The organism is Flavobacterium johnsoniae UW101, from assembly GCF_000016645.1.
Taxonomy (GTDB): domain Bacteria; phylum Bacteroidota; class Bacteroidia; order Flavobacteriales; family Flavobacteriaceae; genus Flavobacterium; species Flavobacterium johnsoniae.
The window spans coordinates 267,356-292,619 of sequence record NC_009441.1 but is presented as its reverse complement, the minus strand read 5'-3'; the positions used below and the strand labels follow the sequence as shown (position 1 = coordinate 292,619).

The 25,264-nt window shown below is 32.7% G+C and carries 24 protein-coding genes, 2 tRNA genes and 1 pseudogene; 15 read left to right on the top strand and 12 right to left on the bottom strand.

The features are described 5' to 3' along the window. Position 1: 1 nt before the first annotated feature. The 5 genes from FJOH_RS01465 to msrB form a co-directional block, all read right to left on the bottom strand. A complete protein-coding gene (locus FJOH_RS01465; RefSeq protein ID WP_012022380.1) occupies positions 2 to 1,240 on the bottom strand; it encodes an RNA polymerase sigma factor in 1,239 nt (412 codons plus the stop codon). A 62-nt stretch (positions 1,241 to 1,302) separates the two neighbouring features. Then, positions 1,303 to 1,641, bottom strand: coding sequence for a YciI family protein (locus FJOH_RS01460; RefSeq protein ID WP_012022379.1), 339 nt, complete (start codon positions 1,639 to 1,641; stop codon positions 1,303 to 1,305). An 81-nt stretch (positions 1,642 to 1,722) separates the two neighbouring features. Continuing rightward, the gene (locus tag FJOH_RS01455) at positions 1,723 to 2,175 is read right to left on the bottom strand and encodes a carboxymuconolactone decarboxylase family protein (protein ID WP_012022378.1); all 453 of its coding nucleotides are present in this window, start codon (positions 2,173 to 2,175) and stop codon (positions 1,723 to 1,725) included. Positions 2,176 to 2,806: 631 nt separating this feature from the next. Continuing rightward, positions 2,807 to 3,412, bottom strand: a complete 606-nt coding sequence (gene msrA, locus FJOH_RS01450; protein ID WP_012022377.1) for a peptide-methionine (S)-S-oxide reductase MsrA — start codon at positions 3,410 to 3,412, stop codon at positions 2,807 to 2,809. A gap of 7 nt (positions 3,413 to 3,419) precedes the next feature. Then, positions 3,420 to 3,974 (bottom strand): peptide-methionine (R)-S-oxide reductase MsrB, encoded by a 555-nt coding sequence (msrB, locus tag FJOH_RS01445; RefSeq protein ID WP_012022376.1) that lies wholly within the window; start codon positions 3,972 to 3,974, stop codon positions 3,420 to 3,422. A gap of 294 nt (positions 3,975 to 4,268) precedes the next feature. On the opposite strand from msrB, the gene idi reads away from it, so the two are divergent. The 7 genes from idi to FJOH_RS01410 all read left to right on the top strand — a co-directional run bounded on the left by idi (position 4,269) and on the right by FJOH_RS01410 (position 7,378). Continuing rightward, entirely contained in the window at positions 4,269 to 4,796 is a 528-nt protein-coding gene (idi, locus tag FJOH_RS01440) for an isopentenyl-diphosphate Delta-isomerase (protein WP_012022375.1), read from the top strand. A gap of 21 nt (positions 4,797 to 4,817) precedes the next feature. Next, positions 4,818 to 5,228, top strand: a complete 411-nt coding sequence (locus FJOH_RS01435; protein WP_012022374.1) for a 6-carboxytetrahydropterin synthase — start codon at positions 4,818 to 4,820, stop codon at positions 5,226 to 5,228. A gap of 3 nt (positions 5,229 to 5,231) precedes the next feature. Then, on the top strand, positions 5,232 to 5,690 hold the full coding sequence (locus FJOH_RS01430) for a peroxiredoxin (protein ID WP_012022373.1): 459 nt from the start codon (positions 5,232 to 5,234) through the stop codon (positions 5,688 to 5,690). A gap of 63 nt (positions 5,691 to 5,753) precedes the next feature. After that, the gene (locus FJOH_RS01425) at positions 5,754 to 6,722 is read left to right on the top strand and encodes a type I phosphomannose isomerase catalytic subunit (protein ID WP_012022372.1); all 969 of its coding nucleotides are present in this window, start codon (positions 5,754 to 5,756) and stop codon (positions 6,720 to 6,722) included. Between the two features lie 57 nt (positions 6,723 to 6,779). Continuing rightward, the gene (locus tag FJOH_RS01420) at positions 6,780 to 7,046 is read left to right on the top strand and encodes a hypothetical protein (RefSeq protein ID WP_012022371.1); all 267 of its coding nucleotides are present in this window, start codon (positions 6,780 to 6,782) and stop codon (positions 7,044 to 7,046) included. A 76-nt stretch (positions 7,047 to 7,122) separates the two neighbouring features. After that, positions 7,123 to 7,196, top strand: a tRNA-Thr gene (locus FJOH_RS01415). A gap of 108 nt (positions 7,197 to 7,304) precedes the next feature. Continuing rightward, a tRNA-Thr gene (locus FJOH_RS01410) sits at positions 7,305 to 7,378 on the top strand. Between the two features lie 247 nt (positions 7,379 to 7,625). Here the strand turns inward: FJOH_RS01410 and FJOH_RS01405 are convergent. From FJOH_RS01405 to htpG, 5 genes are all read right to left on the bottom strand, one after another. Further along, positions 7,626 to 8,390, bottom strand: a complete 765-nt coding sequence (locus tag FJOH_RS01405; RefSeq protein WP_012022370.1) for a DUF4369 domain-containing protein — start codon at positions 8,388 to 8,390, stop codon at positions 7,626 to 7,628. Between the two features lie 134 nt (positions 8,391 to 8,524). Next, positions 8,525 to 9,337, bottom strand: coding sequence for a hypothetical protein (locus FJOH_RS01400; protein ID WP_012022369.1), 813 nt, complete (start codon positions 9,335 to 9,337; stop codon positions 8,525 to 8,527). A 237-nt stretch (positions 9,338 to 9,574) separates the two neighbouring features. Beyond that, on the bottom strand, positions 9,575 to 10,684 hold the full coding sequence (locus FJOH_RS01395; RefSeq protein WP_012022368.1) for a hypothetical protein: 1,110 nt from the start codon (positions 10,682 to 10,684) through the stop codon (positions 9,575 to 9,577). After that, positions 10,681 to 11,097 carry a hypothetical protein gene (locus FJOH_RS01390; RefSeq protein ID WP_012022367.1) on the bottom strand — a complete coding sequence of 139 codons (417 nt, stop codon included), beginning with the start codon at positions 11,095 to 11,097 and terminating at the stop codon, positions 10,681 to 10,683. Before FJOH_RS01390 ends, FJOH_RS01395 begins: the two co-directional genes overlap by 4 nt. 203 nt (positions 11,098 to 11,300) lie before the next feature. Continuing rightward, positions 11,301 to 13,184 carry a molecular chaperone HtpG gene (gene htpG, locus FJOH_RS01385; protein ID WP_012022366.1) on the bottom strand — a complete coding sequence of 628 codons (1,884 nt, stop codon included), beginning with the start codon at positions 13,182 to 13,184 and terminating at the stop codon, positions 11,301 to 11,303. Positions 13,185 to 13,388: 204 nt separating this feature from the next. On the opposite strand from htpG, the gene FJOH_RS01380 reads away from it, so the two are divergent. The 7 genes from FJOH_RS01380 to FJOH_RS01350 all read left to right on the top strand — a co-directional run bounded on the left by FJOH_RS01380 (position 13,389) and on the right by FJOH_RS01350 (position 19,197). Next, the gene (locus FJOH_RS01380) at positions 13,389 to 13,886 is read left to right on the top strand and encodes a lipocalin family protein (protein ID WP_012022365.1); all 498 of its coding nucleotides are present in this window, start codon (positions 13,389 to 13,391) and stop codon (positions 13,884 to 13,886) included. 18 nt (positions 13,887 to 13,904) lie between these two features. Then, on the top strand, positions 13,905 to 14,600 hold the full coding sequence (locus tag FJOH_RS01375) for an OmpA family protein (protein WP_012022364.1): 696 nt from the start codon (positions 13,905 to 13,907) through the stop codon (positions 14,598 to 14,600). A gap of 106 nt (positions 14,601 to 14,706) precedes the next feature. Beyond that, complete coding sequence (locus FJOH_RS01370; RefSeq protein WP_012022363.1) at positions 14,707 to 15,657, top strand: ABC transporter ATP-binding protein; 951 nt, start codon at positions 14,707 to 14,709, stop codon at positions 15,655 to 15,657. Between the two features lie 75 nt (positions 15,658 to 15,732). Continuing rightward, the gene (locus FJOH_RS26125) at positions 15,733 to 16,515 is read left to right on the top strand and encodes a leucine-rich repeat domain-containing protein (protein ID WP_012022362.1); all 783 of its coding nucleotides are present in this window, start codon (positions 15,733 to 15,735) and stop codon (positions 16,513 to 16,515) included. Positions 16,516 to 16,775: 260 nt separating this feature from the next. Then, positions 16,776 to 17,783, top strand: a complete 1,008-nt coding sequence (locus FJOH_RS01360) for a 3-oxoacyl-ACP synthase III family protein (protein WP_012022361.1) — start codon at positions 16,776 to 16,778, stop codon at positions 17,781 to 17,783. Between the two features lie 314 nt (positions 17,784 to 18,097). Next, the gene (locus tag FJOH_RS01355) at positions 18,098 to 18,421 is read left to right on the top strand and encodes a GIY-YIG nuclease family protein (RefSeq protein ID WP_012022360.1); all 324 of its coding nucleotides are present in this window, start codon (positions 18,098 to 18,100) and stop codon (positions 18,419 to 18,421) included. Between the two features lie 104 nt (positions 18,422 to 18,525). After that, a complete protein-coding gene (locus FJOH_RS01350; RefSeq protein WP_012022359.1) occupies positions 18,526 to 19,197 on the top strand; it encodes a copper homeostasis protein CutC in 672 nt (223 codons plus the stop codon). A 98-nt stretch (positions 19,198 to 19,295) separates the two neighbouring features. On the opposite strand, the gene FJOH_RS01345 is transcribed toward FJOH_RS01350, so the two are convergent. Continuing rightward, positions 19,296 to 21,713 carry a TonB-dependent receptor domain-containing protein gene (locus FJOH_RS01345; RefSeq protein ID WP_012022358.1) on the bottom strand — a complete coding sequence of 806 codons (2,418 nt, stop codon included), beginning with the start codon at positions 21,711 to 21,713 and terminating at the stop codon, positions 19,296 to 19,298. A 322-nt stretch (positions 21,714 to 22,035) separates the two neighbouring features. Between FJOH_RS01345 and argS the strand changes: the two genes are divergently transcribed. After that, a complete protein-coding gene (gene argS / locus FJOH_RS01340; protein WP_012022357.1) occupies positions 22,036 to 23,814 on the top strand; it encodes an arginine--tRNA ligase in 1,779 nt (592 codons plus the stop codon). A gap of 483 nt (positions 23,815 to 24,297) precedes the next feature. Here the strand turns inward: argS and FJOH_RS01335 are convergent. Beyond that, a pseudogene (locus FJOH_RS01335) lies at positions 24,298 to 25,199 on the bottom strand (DUF6607 family protein). Between the last annotated feature and the right edge of the window lie 65 nt (positions 25,200 to 25,264).

The following is a 25,264-nucleotide window of genomic DNA, read 5'->3' as shown; positions in this document are numbered from 1 at the left end:
GCTAATTTGTTTTCAATTGCTCAATGTTTTTGCTGATAATGTTTTTGTCGGATGCCGTTTTGGCTAAACCAAATGCGGTTTCAAAATGTGGTAATGCTTTATTTGGATCAACTTCAGAATAGAGATTTCCGAGTAAAGAATAATAAAAATGATTGTCTGTTAAATTCAATTTTTCGGCTTCTTTAATGGCTTCTTCTTTACCTTTAACTTTAGATAAAGCATAAGTTCTGTTTAATGCTGCAATTGGCGAATATTCTAAAATAATTAGATTGTTGTAGAGTTCCAGAATATTTTCCCATTTCTCTATGGTTTCTTTTTTAATAGTATGCCAATACGCAATTCCGGCTTCTAAGTGGTATTTTGAAAGTGAATTTCCAGTTGAGGACTGACTCAGAAAATAAGTTCCTTTGTTTATTAATTCCTGATTCCAAAGCGATTGATCCTGATCTTCGTATAAAATAATTTCACCCTTTAAACCAGTTCGGGCATCAAATCTTGAAGAATGAAAACACATCAGCGCCATTAAAGCGTTAGTCTGAGGCAGATTGGTGCTTTCGTTCTCAATCAATAAATAAGTCAAACGCATGGCTTCGGTACAAAGGTCCTTTCGTAAAGTGGTATTTTGCGAAATAGAGTAGTAGCCTTCGGAATAAAGCAGATAAATCGTTTTGAGAACTGTTTGGATTCTGTCTTTTATTTCAGAGCTATTCGGATGTTGAATTTTTATATTTTCTTCCTTCAGTTTTTCTTTGGCGCGATTTATCCTTTTGTAAATAACTTCTTTATTAGATAAAAAAGCATCAGAGATTTCACCAACTCCAAAACCACACAGTAAATTTAAAGCAAGAGCAATTTGAGCTTCTTCAGAATTACACGGATTAGAAACCGTAAATATCATCGCGAGCTGACTATCGGCAATATTTTGATCAGATAAATCAATGTCGATTTGGGGATTGTTTAATGGAGTATTGTGTTTTATTTCGGTAACTATTTTGGTCTCAAAAAGGTTATTTCTTTTCAGATAGTTTTTGGTTTTATTTTTGGCAACAGTATACAACCACGCACTTGGATTTTCTGGAATTCCTTTGATGGCCCAGGTTTCTGAAGCAGTCAAAAAAGTGTCGCTTACAATATCTTCTGCAATTTCTATATGCTGAATTCCGAATAAGCTGCAGAGAACTGAAACTATTTTTTGATATTCGGTTCTGAATAAATTGGGAATAAGTTCTTTGTGCTCCATATTTTAAGGAAAAATGCCTAAGTAAAGATACAAAGGCATTTTTATATAAGTTAGTTCAAGATCTAAACCGCCATTCTAATTTCGACATTTCCGCCAAAATTCAACACCGGGCATCCCTGCGCAATTTCTGTAGCTTCATCATAATCTTTAGCTTTTATGATTATTAAACCTCCAATCGATTCTTTGATTTCAACAAAAGGCCCGTCGGTAATTCCTTTATTTGAATTTACAAGTTTTCCTTGTCCGTCCCAGCGTTGTAAAGGTCTTGCTAATTTATCTTGAGCAGCAAGACTTCCAAACCAGTTTTGCCATTGCTGTAAATGCTGCTGCAATTCTTCTGGAGACGGCTGTGTTTCTTTTGTTTTAAAATCTCTTCTGAAAATCAATAAAAACTCATTCATTTTTTTATGTTTTATAATTGAATAATCTGTTTTAAGTCGTATAAAGTTAATTGTTTTTAGAAAATAAAAATCAATTAAGGTTTACCCGAATTGTCCCACTCTGTAAGTTCCTGGTGTATTAACAAAGGTAATGTTTAGGCGATTCCAAGCATTAATTGCAGCAACAGCAAGTGTAAGATCGATTAATTCTTGTTCTGTAAATTCAGCTTTTGCGATTTCGTAGATTTCGTCTGGAACATCACAAGCATTCACGGCTTCTGCCAAAGCAAGAGCAACTCTTTCTCTTTTTGTGTAATAAGGGGCTTCTCTCCAAACGCTTAATCCAAATAAACGCTGTGTTGTTTCTCCAGCGGCTAAAGCTTCTTTTGAATGCATGTCTAAACAATAACCGCAGTTGTTGATTTGAGAGATTCTAAAATTGATTAATTCCATAAGAGATGATTCGATTGTTGCTTTTTTTAAGTAACCGCTTATTCCAAATAATGTACTAACTGCTTTTTGACCTTGTTCGAATAAATTAAGTCTAGTTTCCATAATGTATATTTTTTAATTGTTTATACCTTAATAACAATCGAACTTTCAGGATTGGACAAAAAAGATAAAAAAAGTGAAATTATTTTTCAATTAAGAGGAGAAGCCGATATTTATAAGGGGTTAGTAAGCAAAAAAAAGAATGATTAAATCGAAGAGTTTATAAAATTATCTTGTCAGCAAACCCCAGCGGGGTAAAATATTTATAGAATTTCATAAGACAAATAAAAAAGCTCTGGAGGAGCGACATGTTTTTTATAATCTAATTATATGCCGCTCCTCCGGAGCTTTATGTTATATACATTTATTCTTTGCTATAAATATTTCGCTTCTCCGAAGCTTGCTAAAGATATAGGCGCTCTCAAAAGGATATCTTTTTAGGATAATCGAAATATTTATAGAATTGTTCTATTAGCAAGCCCCAGCGGGGTAAAATATTTATAGAATTTCGATAAGGCAAATAAAAAAGCTCCGGAGGAGCGACATGTTTTTTATAATCTAATTATATGCCGCTCCTCCGGAGCTTTATGTTGTATACATTTATTCTTTGCTATAAATATTTCGCTTCTCCGAAGCTTAAAAAAAAAGAGACTGTCTCCGAAAAGACAGTCTTTATAATATAGGTTAATATTCTTTATTTCTTTTTGAGTTTGTCTTTAAAAACTTTTTCAAACTTTTCTAGTTTGGGCTGAATTACCATTTTGCAATACGGCTGGTTTTTATTGTTTGCATAATAATTTTGATGGTAATCTTCGGCTTTGTAAAAAACTTTAAAAGGCTCTACTTTTGTTACAATTGGGTTGTTGTACACTTTTGCTTTGTTCAATTCAGCAATAATACTTTCAGCAGCTTTTTTTTGTTCGTCATTTTTGTAGAAAATAACAGAACGGTATTGTGTTCCAACATCAGCTCCCTGACGATTTAAAGTTGTGGGATCGTGAACCGTAAAAAAGACTTTGAAGATTTCATTAATATCAGTTATGTTTTTGTCGTATGTTATTTGAACTACTTCGGCATGACCAGTTGTTCCAGTGCAGACTTCTTCGTAAGAAGGATTTGCGGTTTTTCCTCCTGAAAATCCTGAAACAACAGATTTTACTCCGTCCAGATTTTCATAAACAGCTTCAACGCACCAGTAACAGCCTCCGCCTAGTGTAATGGTTTCTAAATTCGCCTTTTTATTTTGCGAAATGCCATTCAGCGAAAATGCTAAAAGACATATTAAAAATATATTTTTCATTTGTAGATTATTTAGTATCCGGAACAAAATCAAGAGCAATCGAATTCATGCAGTAACGTTTTCCGGTTGGTTCCGGACCATCGTCGAATATATGGCCTAAATGTCCACCGCAACGTCCGCAAAGCGCTTCTGTTCTTTCCATTCCAAGTGAATTATCGTCTTTAAAAACAATGCTTTTTTTGTTTTCCTGTTCAAAGAAACTCGGCCATCCGCAGCTGCTGGAAAATTTAGCTGTCGATCTAAAAAGCAAGTTACCGCATGAAGCACAATAATAGGTTCCTTTTTCATCAGTATTCCAATATTTTCCGGTAAAAGGTCTTTCGGTATCGGCCTCACGCATTACGGCATACACATCTTCGGGAAGGACTTTTTTCCATTCGGCGTTGCTTACATTGAGTTTTGTTGTATCTGTATTTGAATAATAAGGATTTCCGGGTTTACTGATTTTATTTTCCATAACGGCTGTTTTTGCAGGTTGTTTTTTTGTGTTTTGTCCGCAAGCCTGAAAAACAAATAGCGGAATCAAAAAGCAAAGGCTGAAAATTAGGTTTTTAGATTTCATAAATTTTTGGATGTATTTATCTGTATTTCAAAGATACGTCGAGATTTAGCTTCAAATTACAGTGTTTCTTATTATTGAGATTTTTTTAAGTGTGTTTTAACTTTTTATTAGTTACGTAAAATAATGCAGTGTAGTTTTTATGTCTTAATTTTAACAGCTTTTAATTTTTAGCATAAATTATAATACTGTAAATCAGAAAAATAGAAATTCAGTCTGGAGTTGAACTTTTGACAATCTTAATTAGCATTTTTAAGCCATTTCTTTTTTCGTATTTTTGTTTGCTTAAGAAGCCTTATGACAGAAGAAAACGTAATACTAGTTAATCAAAACGATGAACAGATTGGCTTAATGCCAAAATTAGAAGCACATGAAAAAGCGCTTTTGCATCGTGCCTTTTCGGTTTTTATTTTGAATAGTAAAAACGAAGTTATGCTGCAGCAGCGAGCACATCATAAATACCATTCTCCTTTGCTTTGGACAAACACTTGCTGCAGTCATCAAAGAGAAGGCGAAACAAATATTGAAGCAGGAAGCCGAAGATTGTTTGAGGAAATGGGTTTTAAAGCCGAATTAAAAGAGTTGTTTCATTTTATATATAAAGCGCCTTTTGATAACGGTTTAACAGAGCATGAGCTGGATCATGTTATGATTGGTTACTATAATGAAGAACCAAACATAAACCCTGATGAGGTAGAAGACTGGAAATGGATGAGTATTGAAGATGTTAAAGCAGATATTGAAAAACAGCCCGAAATTTATACCGTATGGTTTAAGATAATTTTTGACGAATTTGATCATTATCTGGAAGACCATAAATTATAACCAAACCAACCAAAGACCTAAATGAGAGTAACCATATCAAGAAAAGCGCATTTTAATGCTGCACATCGACTGCATAGGAAGGACTGGTCATTAGAAAAAAACAATGCCGTTTTTGGAAAATGCAACAATCCCAATTTTCATGGTCATAATTATGGTTTAACAGTAAGTGTTACAGGAAAAATTGACCCGGAAACTGGTTTTGTTTTAGATGTGAAAGTATTAGCGGATATTATACTGGAAGAAGTAGAAATTCCGTTTGATCACAAAAACCTGAATCTGGACGTTCCGGAATTTCAGGATTTGAATCCAACTGCAGAAAATATTGCCGTTGTGATATGGAATAAAATTAGAAAAAGAATTCAGCCCGATTTTGATTTAGAAGTCGTGCTTTATGAAACAGACCGCAATTTTGTAACTTATAAAGGAGAATAATAAATGTCATTGAAAATAGGAGATATAGTTCCGAATTTTACTGCCAAAGATAGTCACGGAGAAGTTTTTGAAAGCAAAAATGTGTTAGGACGAAAGCCCTTAGTGATTTATTTTTACCCTAAAGATAATACGCCTGGCTGTACTACAGAAGCCTGCAGTTTTAGGGATCAATACGAAGATTTTAAAGATTTAGGGGCTGAGGTAATTGGAATAAGTGCCGATAGTGTAAAATCGCACCATAAATTTGCCAACAAACATCAGCTGCCGTTTATTTTACTTTCTGATGAAGACAAACGATTAAGACATCTTTTTGGTGTTAAAAACAATTTGTTTGGACTTATACCAGGAAGAGTAACTTTTATTATTGACAGAAACGGAGTAGTGATTTATATTTTTGACAGCATGAATGCTGCAAAACATATTCCGAAAGCACTGGAGATTATAAAAGAATTAGTATTGTAGATTTAAAAAATAGTATTAGATCGTTGTTTAATTAATATAGATATTAGCCCTTAAAATTAGAACATGAAACCAAACTTGTACCCATTGCAATTTGAACCAATCCTGAAAGAAAGAATCTGGGGAGGTGAGAAATTAAAAACAGTATTAAACAAACCGATTACTTCTAAAATTACCGGTGAAAGCTGGGAATTGTCTACTGTAGAAGGAGATGTAAGCACCGTCGCTAACGGAGAATTAAAAGGAAAATCATTAATGGATTTGATTAATGAAACGCCAGACGAAATTCTTGGAACAAGAGTTTACGAGCGTTTTGGAAAACAGTTTCCTTTACTTTTTAAATATTTAGATGCACGCGAAGATCTTTCGATCCAGGTGCATCCAAACGATAAACTGGCAAAAGAACGTCACAATTCATTTGGAAAAACTGAAATGTGGTATGTTATGCAGGCCGATGCTGATTCTAGAATTATTGTAGGTTTTAAAGAAAATTCGAGTAAAGAAGAATATTTAAAACATTTGCACGATAATACCTTAGTTTCTATTCTCGATGACGTAAAAGCAAAAGCAGGAGACGTTTTCTTTTTAGAAACCGGAACCGTTCATGCAATTGGTGCAGGTTTAGTAGTTGCCGAAATTCAGCAGACATCTGATATTACGTATCGTTTATATGATTTTGATCGTGTAGATGCACAGGGGAATAAAAGAGAATTACACGTAGATTTAGCACTTGATGCTATAAACTACAATAAAGTCGATACGCAGAAGAAATACGATTCAAAAGCCAATACTTCAAATACAGTTGTAGATTGTCCTTATTTCACTACAAATTTTATTCCGTTAGAAGATAAAGTACAGGTTTCTAAATCTGGAGAAACATTTACCGTTTATATGTGTATTGAAGGAAGTTTTGAAATTGAATATGACGGGTTCAAACACACTTACATTAAAGGAGATACTGTTTTGGTTCCAGCTGCGATAAATGCATTTGTTTTGAGCGGAAAAGCTTCAATTTTAGAAATTTACATTTCTTAACACTTATTCTAAAGATAATCTGTACTTTTGCAGACGCAAATTAAAATTATAATAAAAATGGCAAACGTTAAAAATTTAAAGAAAGACATCAATTTTGTATTAGGAGATATTATTGAGGCAGTTTACTTGTTTGAGATGTCTACAACAGGAAATCCTACTCCAGAAACGAATGCTTTGATCGATGAAGCTATTGCTGCATTTGATACTTTAATTACAAAAGTGAACGCTAAGAACGTTGAAAATAAAAAAGCACATTTCAAACAAATCAATGTTGAATTAGAACAAACTGCTAATCAATTGATTGAAAAAATCAACGCGCTTTAAGCAAAAAAAAGTGTAAAAAAGTGCAAATTTATTTTGGGAAATTGAAAAACCGCTTTATATTTGCACCCGTAATGACGCCGATGTAGCTCAGCTGGCTAGAGCAGCTGATTTGTAATCAGCAGGTCGTGGGTTCGAGTCCCTCTATCGGCTCAACGGAAACCATCACAGAAATGTGGTGGTTTTTTTAATTATAGAGAGAGGTGTGAATTTTTTTTTGGAATATTAAAAAACATTTATATCTTTGCACTCGCAAAATAGGCCGATGTAGCTCAGCTGGCTAGAGCAGCTGATTTGTAATCAGCAGGTCGTGGGTTCGAGTCCCTCTATCGGCTCAAAAACCATCACAGAAATGTGGTGGTTTTTTTTATGCCCAAAAATGAAATCCCAATTTTCAGGTTTGTGTTTGCTACTATTAAAAAAACAGGTATAAGTAGTTTTATTTTGGTGATATAGCTGTTTTTTAATGCTTCAAATTATTAATAACGATATTCTTAGTCTTCGGGTAGAAATTTGTTGATTTAAGGCTTAAAAAAAAAGCCCTGAGAAATTCAGGGCTTTTTTTATGCTTTTAAACGAAAATTATTTTTGTGCTTCAGCTGCTGTAGTTTCAGTTTGAGCAGCTGCAGGAGCTTTTTGTTCTTCTTTTTTGATGTCAGCTACATATTTTGTCAGTTTCTTTCCGTAAAGTGACTGCGCTACTTTTGGAGTCATTGATTTTTGAATCGTGTCAAGAAACTTAAGGTTAATGTCGTAAATCTCTGCTAAAGCAATATAAGGTGCTACTTCGTGATCTTTATTGTTAATGGCAAAGTTTGTAGCATATAAATATTTTCTTTTAATGTTTGACTGCTGCTTTGCGTCAAGGCTGTCAAGAGTTTTTTGATCTTGTCTTTTTAAAGCTTTGAATTTTGCTTCAACCATCGAAAGATTTTCATCTCTAAAACGAGTGTTTATTTTTTGATATTCTTCGTATAATTCCTGGTTTTTAGAACCTGTGATTTTTGCGCTTGCAATAAAATTATCCAAATTAGTTTCGATATTCATATTTCCAGGCTCAGCAAAGAATAAGATATTATTGTCTAAAGAATTCGTTACACCGCGATCTAAAAATAAGTAAAGCATTTCTGGAGATTCTAATTTAATATCTCTTTCAAAAGCTGAATTTCCGTCGATTTTAATACTATCAATGGCAACAAGAGATGTATCTACAATTCTCTGGATATATAAAGTTCCGGTTTTTAAACCTTTTATGTTTCCTGTAATATGTAAGTTATCAGCAGATTCTTTTTTGTCGCACGATGCAAGCATTGCAAGAGTAACAAAGGCAATAATTGATTTTTTCATTAGTTTATTGGATTTTGGTGCAAAATAAAGAAAATAGTTTGAATGTAAATAAGACGCTGTTTAATTTTTCTAAAAAATAAAATCCCAATCTGTTTCTAGATTGGGATTTGTATATTTTTTTTAAAATGAACGAGTTACATTCCTAAATTATAAATTGCTCCATTTTGATGCGTGTAAGTATATTGAGCATCGCAGGCATTATTTCCGTAATCTATAACACCATTTAATGATCCGCCTTCAATTTTTAATTTCCCTTTAGAAATATATTCGCAAGAGTATTTTTTTATCAGCGTTTCCTGTACCGTTAAAGTCAGAGTTCCTTTGTCTGAAATTATAGTGTGGTTTCCTTCCGGCATTTCGTAAACGTTATCTTCTAAAACATAAGGAGTGTCTACGCCGGCAGTTTGTTTAACTGTCTCAGTTCCTGAACTTGTAAAAACACGGCCAGAATTATCAGTAAGTTTTCCGTTAGTTACTTTTCTTGTCCATTGTGGTACAGTTGCAACAGTTGTTGTATTTGTGTATTCTATTGTTCCTTCAATTTTATAAGGACCAACATAATAATCTATTCTTTCGACAGTCATTTTGCTTCCGGTTGTAATTACTGGACCAGAAAGAGTAATTTTTAGTTTTCCCTTTCTTGTAATTTGATTAATTGTACATCCTGTTCCATAATCTACAGTAAAAACTTTTGGGTATGTAGTTTCTGAAGGTATGGTAATGTTTGCGCAGGTTCCTGGTGAAACTTCAGATGGTTTTGCCGCAGGATTACTATTTGTTGCAGACAATGCGGTTTTAATATCCATTTCGTTTATCGCATCGATTACTAATGATGCACTTACAGTAGTTGTGTCGGCTTGATTTACAACATCATCATTGCTTGTGCATGAAATGTACATAAGCGCCGAAGCACAAAAAGCGGTAATTAAAATAGCTGTTTTTTTCATATTGGTTTTTGTTTAAGATTAGATTAAAGGCGATCAAATTTAATAAAAAAAATAATCTGTAAACTAAAACTTGAAAATTCTGCTTTTTATTGTTTTTAATTTTAACTTGTTGTAAGTCAGTATGTGTAATCGTAATTTTATTGACCGTTTTAAAAGGATAGAGTTTCTCTTTTTACAATTGGAAATCATAAAAAAAATCCCGCGTTTGCAGGATTTTAGTAAAGAATGTTTTTTAAACTATTTTTTTGCCACGAGATCGAGATCATTATTTGAGGCTATTCCCCAGCTTATTCCAAGAAAAGAAACCAGATTGTCTGTTTTTTCAAAGTTTTTACCAAAACCTCCGTTTATAGTAAATCTTTCGTTTATTTTATATTTAAGATTTCCAACAGATCTGTAATTGTCTTTTTGATTTGTTCGGTTGATGTATTCATACGCAATTGAAAAATCATTAAACTGAAACTCGATTTTTGCTCCAACGTCCAGATTTTTTTCTTTTTTATAAGCCAGAACCGCGGGATCAAAAATTGTTTCGTCAATTAAATATCGTGTGTATTGGTAAAAATTTAGATAATTTTTGCTGGATTTGCCAAGTTTCACATTTGTGTTTAAAGTAAGCCAGGCTCCATAACGGCCAAATTTTCCTGATTTAAATTCATTTTGATCAAAAAAATGATTGTAAGCTGTTCCAAAATCAGCCGTAAATAATGGTTTTATAGTTTCTAAAGTATCAATAGAAGTATAAATCTCAGCGGTAAATTTTTTGTATTCGTCTATTGTCGAAAGTTTATTGATTTTATCTAAATCCCATTGATTGTATTCTGGGGTTCCTGATTGATAAGGGTTTGTATCAAGCATTAAATTTTTATCGACTATTTCGGCAAATTTGTCCAGTTTCTTTAAAAGAGTGTCGACAAATGCCTGTCTTTCTTTTCTATTGACTGTTATTAGATTGGTTCTAATTCCAATAGAAACATTTTGAATAGTATCTTTTTTTACTGCAGCTAATGAAAAAGAAAGGTTCTTATAAGGCTTTGAATATGCTTTTTGATTTTCTTTAATCACATAATCAGTGAGGTTTCGTTTCTTTTTAGAAAATATCCAATAAGGTGTGAATTCCAATGCATAATCTGTTGGGAAACCTTTGCTTTCGTTCACGCTGTTTATTACGCTTAAAGTAAAGGCTTGTGTGGTAGACGGTGTGTTGATAATGGTAGGCGAATAATCAAGTATTGTAAAAGCCGGAGCATTTGGCAGTTCCAAATCAGTTATTTTAATTTCGTTTGCTGCTTGCGAAAATAACTTAATAGTAATCAGAAACAGAATGATTATCAATCTTATTTTCATTTGATTTCGATTATTTTAGTTACTAATAAAATCATTTTATTATCAGAAATGATCATCTCATCTGCTTTGCAGTTGTAAATTATACTTTGATGAAAGTTTCCTGGTTTGTCATCATCTTCAAGCAGATTGTAGTTGATTTTGAGTTTTTTTATAAACTCATCTGTATCTTTTATTTTTTGAAGGTCAAAATAGGTTTTAATCAAGATCCTGAATTTGTCTTGATAATCGCTGCTTTTGCCAGCTTCAAAGAAATCAATATTTCCGTTTCCCGGGGTAGAATCTTTAATGGTTGTTTTTTTCCAGGTTTCAGTATCTTCTTTTTCAACCCAGGTTCGGGATAAATACTTGTAGTCAAAATTAACCTGCAAAAATAGTTTGGATTTTTTAGGTTCTTTTGTTTCAAAAGTTTCCATAGTATATTGGTTAAGTTATGTTTTTGGGTTATTACAATGCAATTTCTTGTTAATTGTAATGAAGTAAAATTACATAAAATGGAATTCTTAGAGTACGTACAAATACTTGTTTTTTAGTGAATTATCTTTTTGTTAATATTGTAAAAATAAAAAATCCTGCAAAAGCTAATTTGCAGGATTTAAGAAATATTCTATATGAAAGATTATTTAATCATTTCAAAACTTCTTTTTACGAAAGCCGTTAACGCTTCGCCTTTTAATAGGTTTTGAGATAATTTAGCTAAATCTAAAGCTTGTTTTACCAAATGCTCTTGGTGTGTTTTGTCTTCGGTATTTAAAATGCTCGATGCTAAATCAGAGTTTGTGTTTACAACCAAATTGTACATCTCCGGCATATTACCCATTCCAAACATTCCGCCTCCGCCAGTCTGGCTCATTTCTTTCATTCTTCTCATAAATTCTGGCTGCGTAATAATGAATGGCGCTGCCTGAGAATCCATAGCTTCTAACTGAACACTGTAAGCTTTTGGAATATAAGCTTCTAATGAAGTTTTTAAGGCTGCTTTTTCGTCATCAGATAATCTTGAAATTGTATTTTCTTCTTTTTTGATTAAGTTATCAATGTGGTCAGAATCTACACGAACAAAAGTTAATCCGCTGTTATCATTTTCGATTTTCTGAATTAAGTGCGAAATAATCGGCGAATCTAAAAGTAATACTTCGTATCCTTTATCTTTTGCTGCTTCAATGTAAGAGTGCTGAGCATCTTTGTTTCCTGCATAAAGAACTACAAGTTTACCATCTTTATCAGTTTGGTTTTCTTTTAGTTTTTCTTTCAATTCATCTAAAGTGAAATAAGTATCGTCTACCGTTGGGTATAAAACAAATGCACCTGCTTTTTCGTAGAATTTCTCTTCAGAAAGCATTCCGTACTCTAAAACGATTTTAATATCGTTCCATTTTGCTTCAAAATCAGCGCGGTTTTCGTTAAATAAAGATTTCAGTTTATCAGCTACTTTACGAGTAATGTAGTTTGAAATTTTCTTAACAGCGCCGTCTGCCTGTAAACCAGAACGAGAAACGTTTAATGGAATATCCGGAGAATCAATTACACCTTTTAACATTGTCAAAAATTCAGGTACAATTCCTTCTACGTTGTCTGTAACGTAAACCTGGTTTTGGTACAACTGAATTTTGTCTTTCTGGATCTGCATATCTGTACCCAATTTAGGGAAATACAAAATTCCAGTTAAGTTAAACGGATAATCTACATTTAAATGAATGTGAAATAACGGCTCTTCAAATTGCATTGGATACAATTCTCTGTAGAAGTTTTTGTAATCTTCGTCAGATAATTCAGAAGGCTGTTTTGTCCATGCCGGATTTGGGTTGTTAATGATGTTGTCAATTTCAACAGTTTCATTAACGTAATCTTCCGGAGCATCTTCTGGTTTTGGAAGAGTTTCAGTTCTTGTTCCAAATTTAATTGGAATAGGCATAAACTTGTTGTACTTGTTTAATAAGCCAGAAATTTTAGAATCTTCTAAGAATTCTAAAGAATCTTCAGCAATATGAAGAATGATTTCTGTACCACGTGAAGTTTTGTCAGCCGGTTCTAAAGTAAACTCAGGGCTTCCGTCACAAGTCCAGTGTGCAGCTGGCTCATCTTTGTATGATTTTGTGATGATTTCTACTTTTTCTGCAACCATAAATGCAGAATAAAAACCAAGACCAAAATGTCCGATAATTCCTGAATCTTTAGCAGAATCTTTGTATTTGTCTAGGAATTCTTCGGCTCCGGAAAAAGCAACCTGATTAATGTATTTTTCTACTTCATCAGCCGTCATACCTAAACCTTGATCGATAATATGGATTTTTTTACCTTCTTTATCAATTTTGATTGCGATAATTGGATTTCCGTATTCAACTTTAGCTTCGCCAATGCTGATAAGGTGTTTTAACTTTAAAGTAGCGTCGGTTCCGTTTGAAACCAGCTCACGTAAAAAGATTTCGTGGTCGCTGTATAAGAACTTTTTGATTAAGGGAAAGATGTTTTCTACCGAAACATTAATTTTACCTGTTGTCATATTTTTTTATTTTTTGAATTTAACTTGATGATTTTCATTTAGTCAAATAAAATACCATTTTTTTGAAGGTGACAAATTGGCGTAAATGTTAATTTTGAAAGAAAATAAATAGATTCTAAAACGCGAATTCTCTTAATGAATCGTATATTTGTGGTACAATAATTGTTAAAAAGGCAAAATAATAATCTTAAAAAATTGTATAAAATGAAGAAGAGTATCTTAATGTGCATGATTGCCGCAATGTTTTTTGCGTGCAAATCTGCTTCGTCCACAGCTTCAACAGACACAACGCTTTCAAAAAAGCTTGACCGACCAACTCAGGTTGCTCTTAAAGGAAACTGGGTGCTTACAAATGTGTCTTATCCGGGTTCAGATTATATCAAAGTAAATTCATTTGATCTTGCAGATTCTAAATGTTTTATTGGCAGTACCTGGAGTTTTATTTCAAATAATAATAAAGGTACTATGGCTTTAACATCGCCAAGCTGTACTTCATTTTCTTCGCCAATTGTGTGGAGTATTAACAATCAGGGAATGTTTATTCTTAAAATTCTTGATGCCGGTGAAAAAGCTAAGAAAGTAAGAGATGGTTATCTGCTTAAAGTTGCAGGTGTAACTGAAAGTTCTTTTCAGTTAATTGACAACATCAATGTTGGCGGACAAGTAAAAGATGTTGTTTATCAATTTCAAAGAGCTAATTAATATTTAAAAAAGAAAAATATGAAAAAGATAACTGTTTTAAGCTTAAGTGCTTTATTTATATTTACTAGTTTTTTTACAAGCTGTGATTCAGTAAAAAATGCAAATAACACACAAAAAGGAGCTGGAATTGGTGCTGTTGCCGGTGGTGTAATTGGTGCTGTTTTAGGAAATAATTTAGGGAAAGGCGGAAACGCTGCGTTAGGAGCTGCAATTGGTGCTGCTGTTGGTGGTGGAACTGGTGCTCTTATTGGAAACAAAATGGATAAACAGGCTCGTGAAATCGACCAGGCTTTACCAGGTGCTTCTGTAGAAAGAGTAGGTGAAGGGATTCATTTAACTTTAAATGAAAATTCTGTTCGTTTTGATACTAACAAATCAACGTTAACTCCTACTGCAAAAGCTAACTTAGATAAATTAGTTCCTGTATTTAATGAATATGGAGATACTGATATTCAGATTTTTGGTTACACTGATAATACAGGAAAACCAGAGTATAACTTAACACTTTCTGGACAAAGAGCTGCATCTGTGCAGGCTTATTTAGTTTCAAAAGGATTAAAGTCAAGCCGTTTTAAAACTTCAGGTTTAGGTATTGCTGATCCTATTGCAACAAATGATACTCCAGAAGGAAGAGCTCAAAACCGTCGTGTTGAATTCTCAATTACAGCAAACGACAAAATGGTTAACGACGCAAAAGCTGAAGCTGGAAAATAATTTTCAGATAAAATAAAATATAAAAAAAGCTGTTTCATAATTGAAGCAGCTTTTTTTTGACTTTAGTAATTAAACATCGTAAATTTGACCTCTCTAATTACAACACATGCTTGATATTCAAAATATATCTTTTTCGTATACTGACAAACCAGTTATAAATAATGTTTCTTTTACGATCAATAAAGGCGAGAATATTGCCATTATTGGTGAAAGCGGTTGTGGAAAAAGTACGCTTTTAAAGCTTATGTACGGTTTGTTCGATTTAGATGAAGGAAAAATATTTTATAACGAAAAACCTATTCTGGGACCAAAATACAATTTGATACCGGGAATGCCTTATATGAAATATCTGGCACAGGATTTCGATTTGTCTCCTTACGAAACTGTTGCTGAAAACGTTGGAAAGTTTCTTTCGAATGGTTTTGCCAATATGAAAAAACTTCGCGTTCAGGAGTTATTGGAAATGGTCGAGATGGACCAGTTTTCAAATGTAAAAGCTAAATTTTTGAGCGGCGGACAACAGCAGCGAGTAGCACTGGTTAGAGTTTTGGCTCTTGAACCAGAAGTTATTCTGCTGGATGAACCTTTCAGCCAGATTGATGCTTTTCGTAAAAATGCTCTGCGCAGAAATTTATTCAAATATCTAAAACAAAAAGAGATTACGTGTATTATTGCCACACATGACAGCACTGATGCTTTGTCGTTTGCAGATGAAGCTATCGTAATGCGTCATGGTGAGATTGTTGTTAAAGGAGATCCTTCAAAAATTTACGAAGATCCTCAGACTAAATATGTTGCTTCGTTGTTTGGAGAAGTAAATGAAGTTGCAACACATTTACTGCTTCCTTATGAAGATGAAACACATAAAACTTTGGTATATCCGCATCAGTTTAAAATGGTTGCAGAGTCAAAACTTCCGGTAAAAATTAGAAGAACTTATTTTAGAGGAAGTCATTATTTAATTGAAACCGTTTATAAAAGACAATTAATATTCTTCGAAAGCGAAATTGATCTTCCGCTCGAACAGGAAATTTTTCTTGGCTTGAATTATTTATAAAAAATAACCCGACAGGTATAAATTGTCGGGTTTGTTTTATGTGTTTAAATTTCAAATAATAAAATAAGAATAAAAATGCAAGATGCTGATTTTTTATTAAATAAATTGACATCAATGCCTTCTTCTTGGAGTGTAGAAAGTGTTGCATCATGGCTGGAAGACGTTAATAATATTAATATATTTGAAAAATTAGAATCGCTTCTTGATATAGATTTATCTAAAAATCAATGGAGAGGTGTTCTTACTTTTTTGAATCAGAAATATTCAAATAGTACAGAACCTACACATGACTTTAATAATGCATTTGAGAAATTTTCAGATAATATTATCTTAGATAAATTTAGTAGCGTGTATTTGCTGGATGATAAGAGTAAAGTTATTGATTTTTCAAAGCTATCAAATCTAAAGAAAGCAAAAGCAGTTATGGCATATCAATGTCAAGAACTCACATTTAATAATCCTGACTTAGAAATGTTAAATGCTGGTTTTTTGCCTAAATTAAATAAAATTACAAATCTTCAAAGCGCAATTGACCTGAGATATTTGACAATTGTAAAATGTAATAAATTGAACGATTTTAGTTTTGTTGGTCAACTGAAGAAATTAATCTATTTAGATCTCTCAAATAATAAATTGATTGAAAATCTTGATTTTATTCCGGAAGATAGTGAAATAAAAGTTTTGTACTTGCTTGAAAGCAATATTATAAAAAATAAAGAAACTATTGCTCGATTGTCTTCGATGAAAAACCTGAAATATCTTTATATAAAAGCAAACAAACTTGAAGAAAAAGAATTAAGAGAATGTTTACCAAATTGTTTTGTTAATGGTGAGGAGCCTGTGGCAAGGCAATTGTAACGGAAAACCATTTCTTGTTTTTTTTATTTGTATGTCTCTGTCTAAAATATTTTAGCTGTGACTTGTTTTTAATTGTTATTTTTCATTCTTTTCAAGGATTTGCCTTAAAAACTGTTTTTTCAAAAAGTAAATGTTTTTAAATAGTCTGATAATTAAAGTATATTAAATTGCTAATAACGAAAAAAATAGTAATTTGTACTCTAATGTTTTAAACTATACTTAAATTTGCATTCTAAATTTTTAACAAATAACAATACAATATGTATCATTCAAAAATAGCAGGCTTAGGATATTATGTTCCTTCAAATGTTGTAACAAACGATGATTTGTCTAAGATAATGGATACCAATGACGAATGGATTCAGGAAAGAACCGGGATCCAGGAAAGAAGACATATCATTCGCGGAGAAGACACTACAACTTCTATGGGAGTAAAAGCGGCTAAAATTGCAATAGAACGTTCTGGCGTAGCCAAAGAAGATATTGATTTTGTAGTTTTTGCTACATTAAGTCCAGATTACTATTTTCCAGGACCTGGAGTTTTAGTACAGCGTGATTTAGGATTAAAAACAGTTGGAGCATTAGATGTTAGAAATCAATGTTCTGGTTTTGTTTATGCAATTTCTGTTGCAGATCAATATATTAAAACGGGAATGTATAAAAACATTTTGGTAATTGGTTCTGAGGTTCACTCAACTGGTTTAGATATGACTACCCGCGGGCGAGGCGTTTCGGTAATTTTTGGAGACGGAGCAGGAGCAGCTGTTTTAAGCCGTGAAGAAGATGTAACAAAAGGTATCTTGTCAACACATTTACATTCAGAAGGACAGCATGCTGAAGAATTGGCTTTGCAGGCACCGGGAATGGGAGCGCGCTGGGTAACAGATATTCTTGCTGATAATGACCCAAATGACGAAAGCTATTATCCTTACATGAATGGTCAGTTTGTATTTAAAAATGCAGTTGTTCGTTTTGCAGAGGTAATTAATGAAGGCTTAGAAGCAAATGAACTTCAGGTTTCAGACATCGATATGCTGATTCCGCATCAGGCTAACTTGAGAATTTCGCAATTCATTCAAAATAAATTTAAACTAACAGACGATCAGGTTCACAATAATATCCAGAAATACGGAAATACAACGGCAGCGTCTATTCCAATTGCTCTGACTGAAGCTTGGGAACAAGGAAAAATCAAATCTGGAGATACTGTAGTTTTAGCAGCCTTTGGAAGTGGATTTACCTGGGCAAGTGCTATTATTAAATGGTAAATTAATTCATCTTACATTATATTTAAAACCTGCTTCGTTTGGAGCAGGTTTTTTTATATCGTTTTATTCAGAGTGAAGTCGAAGTCTTAGTCTGGATCCAACGGCCTGTCAGGCTGAGCGAAGTCGAAGCCCCACACCAGTAAGAACGCACTCAATTCAAAACTGCTTTTATAAAAATATACGATTTAATAATATTGCTGCCAATCAGGACGTGGGCTTCGACTTCGCTCAGCCTGACAAACAACGTCTAATAGATTTTAACATTAAAAGAAATATTTTTCTTACTTTTATTTGAGGTTTAAAATTTTAAATAAATGAAACGATATTATGTTTATATACTAAAATGTTCTGATAATAGTTACTATACCGGATTTACAAATAATATTGAAAGAAGATTAAACGAACATAATTCTGGAATAAATAAAGAATGTTATACTTTTAATAAAAGACCTTTGGAGCTAGTTTTCTATGCCGAATTTAATGATGTCCATCAGGCAATTGCGTTTGAAAAGCAAGTAAAAGGCTGGAGCAGGAAAAAGAAAGAAGCGATAATTAATGATAAATGGGAGGATTTGAAAAAGTTAGCAGAATGTTTGAATAAAACAAGTCATAAAAATTTTTATAAAAAGGAGGTTTAGTAGTAAATTAGCCTTCGACTTCGCTCAGGGTGACACTCGTGTTGAGATTTCTGAAAACATTTGTCAGGCTGAGCAAAGTCAAAGCCCCTTTTAAATAATTTACAATGAAAAAAAATCAACTTGAAATAGCTTGTTTTAATTACGAGTCGGCGATAATTGCACAAGAGAACGGCGCAGATAGAATCGAGCTGTGCGAAAATATGAAACTAGGCGGTACAACGCCAAATTCTATTTTGGTGGTAAAAGTCCGTGAAAGTTTAAATATAAAAATGCATGTTATCATCAGACCTCGCGGCGGTGATTTTGTTTATTCGGATGAAGAACTTACCGAAATGAAACAGGATATTAAACAGTATAAAAAACTTGGAGTTGATGGTTTTGTTTTTGGAATTTTAAAAGACAGCGGCAATATTAATAAAAGACAAAACAAAGAATTAGTACATCTGGCGCATCCGCTTCCTTGTACTTTTCACCGCGCTTTTGATGTGGTTAAAAATGTAGAAAAATCTCTTGAAGATGTTATCAATTGCGGATTTAAAACCATTTTAACTTCAGGTCAGGCCGTAAATGTAGAAGAAGGTATTTTGGCTTTAGAACGAATACAAGAACTTGCTAAAAATAGAATTGAAATAATGCCCGGAGGAGGTTTGCGATCCTCAAATATTAAGTTATTACAGGAAAAATTAGATTTGACTTTTTACCATTCATCGGCCATAACAAACAATTCAGAAACTGCAAATCCCGAAGAAGTAAAAGAACTGAAAAATTTTCTTTAGTTTATAAAATAAAAAAAGCCTGGAGTTGGCATACTCCAGGCTTTTTTCTACAAGAAAATTATTCAAAATTATTAAAATATCATCTAATAGGGTGGTAGTTAGAACATACCGCCGCCACCTTGATTCGTGTTGTCTTCTCTTTGTTTACGTTCTAATTTTTTAATTTTAGCTCCTCCAAAGTTGTAAGTTAAGCCTAAATAAACAGTTTGGCTTTCCCATGTAAACTGGCCAGTTTGAGGATAAGGATAAATACCGTCAAATGAGAATTTCATTGTATTGAAAACGTCGTTAAAACGTACGCTGATATTCATTTTGTTGTCTAACAAAGTATAGCGTGAACCAATATCAATTTTGTACATTTCGTTTCTTTTCTGCTGAATCTCATCAACCGGACCTCTGTAAAAACCAAATAATAAAAAGCTTAAGCGTTTTGTTGGTTTGAAGTTTGAGTTCATACGAGCATTAAATGCTGAAGTTGTAACGCTGCGTTGAAATGGTGAACTTGTGTTTGTTGCCGGATCAAACTGAAATACAACACCTTCCTGTTTAATGCTGGAGAAATCAATTGCTGGCTGAATATCCCACCATTTTGTAAGTTTATAGTTAAGAGAAACATCAAAACCATAAGCACTATTGTGATCATAATTTGCAAAACTTAAAATTTGTTTGTATCCAGAAGCATCATTTGGGTCCGGGCTTAAAGTTCTGCTGATTTGATCGTTAATACTTCTTACAAATACTCCTGCGGTAATGCTGCCTTTTTCAAGAGTTTTAGTGTAATTTACTTCAACTGAATTGGTAAACTGAGGTCTTAATTCAGGATTTCCGTATGAAGTTACTAATGGAGTAGAAAACTCACGAATAGGTTTTGTCTGCTCTAAACTCGGACGGTCTACACGACGGCTGTAGCTTAATTGTAAAACGTTTTTCTCATTCAAATTATATGTTAAATAAGCAGATGGGTATAATGTAATATAATCATCATCAAATTTACTTTGACCGCTGTTTAAGTTTGCTGCAACTTTGTAGCTCTCAAAACGAGCTCCTAACTGATAGCTGAATTTTTTGTATTTCTGGCCAAAAGTTACGTAAGCAGAATAAATATCAGTGTCGTATTTGTAATTAGAAATTTGTTCAGCAGTTGGAACAGAAGGATTACTTGTATTATAGTCGTTATCTGTTCGTGTAATTCTCGCTTCAGCTCCCGCTTCAAGTGTTGTTTTATCGTTTAGCGGATTAACATAGTCAACATTAAAGGTTCCTAGTTTTCTGCTTTCATGAATATAATCGTTGTAAATTACACTATTTACTGCATTTGCAGGATTTGTTGTTTGTGTGTCAAAGTTTGCATCTTGACTTTCTGCGGTTTTACTGTAATTCCCTTCAAAATCCAGCGTATGTCCTTCTTTTTTAAAGATGTGTTTGTATGCTAAATTATAAGTTCCGGTTTGGTTAGGTCCCTGATATCTTGATTTTTGATAAATGTTTTTAATATTCGGATCACCGTTGTTATAATCAATATCGGTATTTACAATACCAGTTCCAGAAGATTTATTTTGATTAGTGTAAAAAGATAAAGTATTGTGATCGTTGATTAAATAATCCATACCTACTTTGTACAAATAATTATCATTGTCATTTGAAATTTTTAATTTTTGCACTACATCCTGATCTAGTCTTTGAATATTTCCATTGTTGAAATAAGTTCCAAAGTTATTACCGGCATTTCCAAAGAAATTTACTTTTCCGGTTTTATAGTTCAAATCTAAAGACTGGTTGTATTTTGCAGTTTCTCCAAAAGTAATACCGCCGCTGTAACTTCCGTTAAAGCCAGTATTAGCATTTTTGTGTAAAATGATATTGATAATTCCAGACATTCCCTCTGGGTTATATTTTGCACTTGGATTTGTAATCAACTCAATTTTTTTGATAGAAGTTGATGGAATTTGTTTTAATAACTGAGCAGGATCAATATTTGATGGACGCCCATCGATCAATACACGAACATTGTCGTTTCCGCGAAGCGAAAGTTTTCCATCCTGATCTACGTTTACAGACGGAATATTGTTCATAATATCTGATGCTGATGCTCCGGCTGTTGTTAAGTCTTTACCAACGTTGACTACTTTTCTGTCGATTTTTTGTTCTATTGTAGAACGTTCTGCAACAATATTTACTCCTTTTAACTGCGTTGCTTCTTCTTCAAGAGAAACATTTACTGTTGCTGTTTTTTTATTGTCATTTAAAATTACAGAACCAACATATTTTCTAAAACCAATATATTGAATTTCGATTGTGTAGCTTTTTAGAGCTAAATTTTTAAAAGTAAAATCTCCATTGTCATCTGTGTTAACACCTGTCACTACTTTTCCGTTTTCTTTAAGGGAAACAGTTGCGTAAGAAATAGGCGCATTATTAGATTTTTCTACAATTTTTCCCGAGACCGATCCCGAGTTTTGAGCTTGTGCTGTTGCAATTATCCCCAATATTGCAAACAGAAAAAATTTTAGTTTCATAGCTTTTACTTGATTATTTTGATTTGATTGATGATGATGATTATTGTTTTTTTGTTTTTTGATTTTTTCCTTCAATTTAATTTGAAGTTGTTATTAAGACTCATATGTGAACGTTATGTTACATAAAAAAATGAAAAAAAAGATTATTTTTTTGTGAACCGCTGTTTTGTAAGAGATTAACGTTTTGGTTTTTTGATAATTTTAACATTCAACTCAAAACGTTTTTTAAGAAATTCTGAGAGAAATATGTTATTTTATATGTTTTTCATTTTCTCTAATTGACGAATAAGCAGTATCTTTGCTCACTTTAAAATAAGTTTACATGTCATTATCACAAATTCTTACACCTTCTATACAAAAAGCAATACAAGTATTATTTGACGTTTCTGTCGATAAAATCGAGTTTCAAACTACCAGAAAGGAGTTTGAAGGCGATATTACAATGGTAATTTTTCCTTTGTTAAAAGTTATTAAAAGCAATCCGGCAGAACTGGGAAATAAAATAGGAACTTATCTGGTAGAGAATGTTTCTGAAGTTGCCCGCTTTAATGTAGTTTCAGGTTTTTTGAATATTGTAATTTCAGACAGTTATTATGTAGATTTCTTTAACGGAATAAAAGATCAAAAGCAGTTTGGCTTTTTATCTCCAAATCCAGAAGAAAAAGCAGTAATGGTTGAATATTCTTCACCAAATACAAATAAACCATTACACTTAGGACACGTTCGTAACAATTTGTTAGGATATTCTGTTGCAGAAATTCTAAAAGCTTCTGGCAAAAAAGTATACAAAACCCAAATTATCAACGACCGTGGTATTCATATCTGTAAATCGATGCTGGCTTGGGAAAAATTTGGAAACGGAGAAACTCCTGAAAGTTCAGATTTAAAAGGTGATAAGTTAGTTGGTAAATATTATGTAGAATTTGATAAAGCTTATAAAACAGAAATTAATCAATTAATTGAAACGGGTAAAACCGAAGAAGAAGCTAAAAAGCAGGCTCCAATTATTATTGAAGCGCAAGAAATGCTTAAAAAATGGGAAGCCGGTGACGAACAAGTTATAGCACTTTGGAAAAAAATGAACCAATGGGTTTATGATGGTTTTGCAACAACTTACACAAACCTTGGAGTTAATTTTGATAAATACTATTACGAAAGCAATACTTATTTATTAGGTAAAGATGTAGTTCAGGTTGGTCTTGATAAAGGAGTATTCGAAAAAGATCCTGACGGTTCAGTTTGGATTGATTTGACAGATGAAGGTCTGGATCGTAAAATTGTATTACGTTCTGATGGAACTGCAGTTTATATGACTCAGGATATCGGGACAGCAATTCAGCGTGTAAAAGATATGCCAGATGTAGGCGGAATGGTTTATACTGTAGGTAACGAACAAGATTATCATTTTAAAGTATTATTTCTAATCCTGAAAAAACTTGGTTTTGACTGGGCTTCAAGTTTATATCATTTATCATACGGAATGGTTGATTTGCCTTCTGGAAAAATGAAAAGCCGTGAAGGAACTGTTGTTGATGCCGATGATTTGATGCAGGATATGACCGATACAGCTAAACAAATTGCTGAAGACTTAGGAAAATTAGACAGCTATTCGGCAGATGAAAAAGCAAAATTGTATAAAACAATTGGGCTTGGTGCTTTGAAGTATTATATTTTAAAAGTTGATCCTAAAAAACGTATTTTGTTTAATCCGGAAGAATCTGTAGATTTTGCTGGAAATACAGGGCCTTTTATTCAATATACTTACGCGAGAATCCAATCCATTATTCGTAAAGCCGATTTTGATTTTTCTAATAAAATAGAAATTGAAGAACTGCACGAAAAAGAAAAAGAATTGGTAAAACAAATCGAACTTTTCCCTGAAGTAATTCAAAATGCGGCACAAAATCACAGCCCGGCATTAATTGCAAATTACACTTACGATTTGGTAAAAGAGTATAATTCATTTTATCAGTCTGTTCATATTTTAGGTGAAGCAGACTTAACAAAGAAAATTTTCAGAGTGCAGCTTTCTCAAAAGGTTGCCGAAGTCATAAAATCAGCATTTAGCTTATTAGGAATTGAAGTTCCGGAAAGAATGTAAGAAACTTAATAATAATGAAAATTTAAAAGCCGATAGTTTTTTAAAACTCTCGGCTTTTTTTGTTTAATTTTTCTATAGATAATTTAGACGTAATATCGTTCTATAACGTTGTAGAAGTTAATTTTTAAGTTAAAAGCGTAATTTTTGTAGGAAGAGTTTTTTAATTGTATTAATTTTCCTTCTTTATTTAAGATTAGGCATTGTTTTAGTTTTTTTTAAATGAATTTTAGCATTTTGTGAAATGCATTTTTGGGCAAGGTTTTTTAGTTAAATTGCTGCTGCAGAGATAAAAGATAGATGTATAATTGAGTGAATAGCTGAATTTAAAGATACCTCCTTATATTCATTTTTAACTATTTTGAATTAGTACCCCTTTTAGTAAAAATAATAAGGAATAAACCGTCTCTTAAGACGGTTTTTTAATTAATAAAAAAAGCCGGCAGTTTTTAAACTACCGGCTTTTTTATAACTAACACAAATATTTTATTTTACGAATTTATTGATGATCGCATCAGATTCTGCTTTTGCAGCGTTTGGTTTTAAATCAAACAATAAAGAGTAAAGCGCTTTTCTGTCAACTTTAGCTTCTAAATTCAAATCCTGGTGTCTGTCAAAAAGAGTCTGCCATTTGTCACGAACGTTTTTCCAAAGAGCATTATTTTCTTTCCACCATTTTTGAGCAGCGATACATTTAATATCCGGAACTTTAGTATAAACATCAAATCCTTTTTCCTGAGCTAATAAAACATCTTTACCAGCATCGTCACGAACAAGTTTATCATTATCCTGCTCATGATTCCATCCTGTTGCAGTTATTTCGTGAATGTTTCTTCTTTTTAATACGTTATAATCATTACGTTTTGTCTGCTCTCTTCTTGGAAGAGGAGCATCTGCAACGTTAGCCCAGTAATCCTGCCCGTCTACATGTACCCAAGTTGAAGATCCTTCATATCTTGGACTGTCGTCTACCTGATATACTTTTTGAGTCCATTGACCTTTAACAGCTTTTTTGTCTAATTTTTTATATTTCCAAGAATTTCCTTTATCAAACGAATATATGTCTGTGTTTTCATATAACCAGTCTTGTCTCCAGTGTTTAATGATCATATCATCACTTACAATTAATAAGTGCTGCATTGAGATTTTATTGGAGTATCTTCTAATAACTCAACCCATTCTAAAGCTGATTCATGTTTAGTTTCAGATGGTTTGTATGTAAGAGAATCTTTAGGATATGAAAATGTTTCTGTGAAATTAAACTTTACTTCATAACAACCACACATAGATTTGATAGATTTTATGTCTTGTTGTTTTTTGTCCTGACTGAATCCAAGACTGCAAGTTAAAGCCATAATGGCTGAAAAATAAAGGCTTTTTGTAATCATAACTTTTGTTGGTTTTTAAATTTTTTGCAAATATATAAATTTAATTTAGAACAATTAAAAATAGT

Coding starts and splice junctions, on each gene's coding strand:
- FJOH_RS01435 (WP_012022374.1), top strand. CDS start 4,818: ATGAGAGTAACCATATCAAGAAAAGCGCATTTTAATGCTGCACATCGA.
- FJOH_RS01390 (WP_012022367.1), bottom strand. CDS start 11,097: ATGGAAACTTTTGAAACAAAAGAACCTAAAAAATCCAAACTATTTTTG.
- FJOH_RS01465 (WP_012022380.1), bottom strand. CDS start 1,240: ATGGAGCACAAAGAACTTATTCCCAATTTATTCAGAACCGAATATCAA.
- msrA (WP_012022377.1), bottom strand. CDS start 3,412: ATGAAAAATATATTTTTAATATGTCTTTTAGCATTTTCGCTGAATGGC.
- FJOH_RS01405 (WP_012022370.1), bottom strand. CDS start 8,390: ATGAAAAAATCAATTATTGCCTTTGTTACTCTTGCAATGCTTGCATCG.
- FJOH_RS01455 (WP_012022378.1), bottom strand. CDS start 2,175: ATGGAAACTAGACTTAATTTATTCGAACAAGGTCAAAAAGCAGTTAGT.
- argS (WP_012022357.1), top strand. CDS start 22,036: ATGTCATTATCACAAATTCTTACACCTTCTATACAAAAAGCAATACAA.
- msrB (WP_012022376.1), bottom strand. CDS start 3,974: ATGAAATCTAAAAACCTAATTTTCAGCCTTTGCTTTTTGATTCCGCTA.
- FJOH_RS01350 (WP_012022359.1), top strand. CDS start 18,526: ATGAAAAAAAATCAACTTGAAATAGCTTGTTTTAATTACGAGTCGGCG.
- FJOH_RS01420 (WP_012022371.1), top strand. CDS start 6,780: ATGGCAAACGTTAAAAATTTAAAGAAAGACATCAATTTTGTATTAGGA.
- FJOH_RS01380 (WP_012022365.1), top strand. CDS start 13,389: ATGAAGAAGAGTATCTTAATGTGCATGATTGCCGCAATGTTTTTTGCG.
- FJOH_RS01460 (WP_012022379.1), bottom strand. CDS start 1,641: ATGAATGAGTTTTTATTGATTTTCAGAAGAGATTTTAAAACAAAAGAA.
- htpG (WP_012022366.1), bottom strand. CDS start 13,184: ATGACAACAGGTAAAATTAATGTTTCGGTAGAAAACATCTTTCCCTTA.
- FJOH_RS01400 (WP_012022369.1), bottom strand. CDS start 9,337: ATGAAAAAAACAGCTATTTTAATTACCGCTTTTTGTGCTTCGGCGCTT.
- FJOH_RS01430 (WP_012022373.1), top strand. CDS start 5,232: ATGTCATTGAAAATAGGAGATATAGTTCCGAATTTTACTGCCAAAGAT.
- FJOH_RS01370 (WP_012022363.1), top strand. CDS start 14,707: ATGCTTGATATTCAAAATATATCTTTTTCGTATACTGACAAACCAGTT.
- FJOH_RS01345 (WP_012022358.1), bottom strand. CDS start 21,713: ATGAAACTAAAATTTTTTCTGTTTGCAATATTGGGGATAATTGCAACA.
- FJOH_RS01425 (WP_012022372.1), top strand. CDS start 5,754: ATGAAACCAAACTTGTACCCATTGCAATTTGAACCAATCCTGAAAGAA.
- FJOH_RS26125 (WP_012022362.1), top strand. CDS start 15,733: ATGCAAGATGCTGATTTTTTATTAAATAAATTGACATCAATGCCTTCT.
- FJOH_RS01355 (WP_012022360.1), top strand. CDS start 18,098: ATGAAACGATATTATGTTTATATACTAAAATGTTCTGATAATAGTTAC.
- FJOH_RS01395 (WP_012022368.1), bottom strand. CDS start 10,684: ATGAAAATAAGATTGATAATCATTCTGTTTCTGATTACTATTAAGTTA.
- idi (WP_012022375.1), top strand. CDS start 4,269: ATGACAGAAGAAAACGTAATACTAGTTAATCAAAACGATGAACAGATT.
- FJOH_RS01375 (WP_012022364.1), top strand. CDS start 13,905: ATGAAAAAGATAACTGTTTTAAGCTTAAGTGCTTTATTTATATTTACT.
- FJOH_RS01360 (WP_012022361.1), top strand. CDS start 16,776: ATGTATCATTCAAAAATAGCAGGCTTAGGATATTATGTTCCTTCAAAT.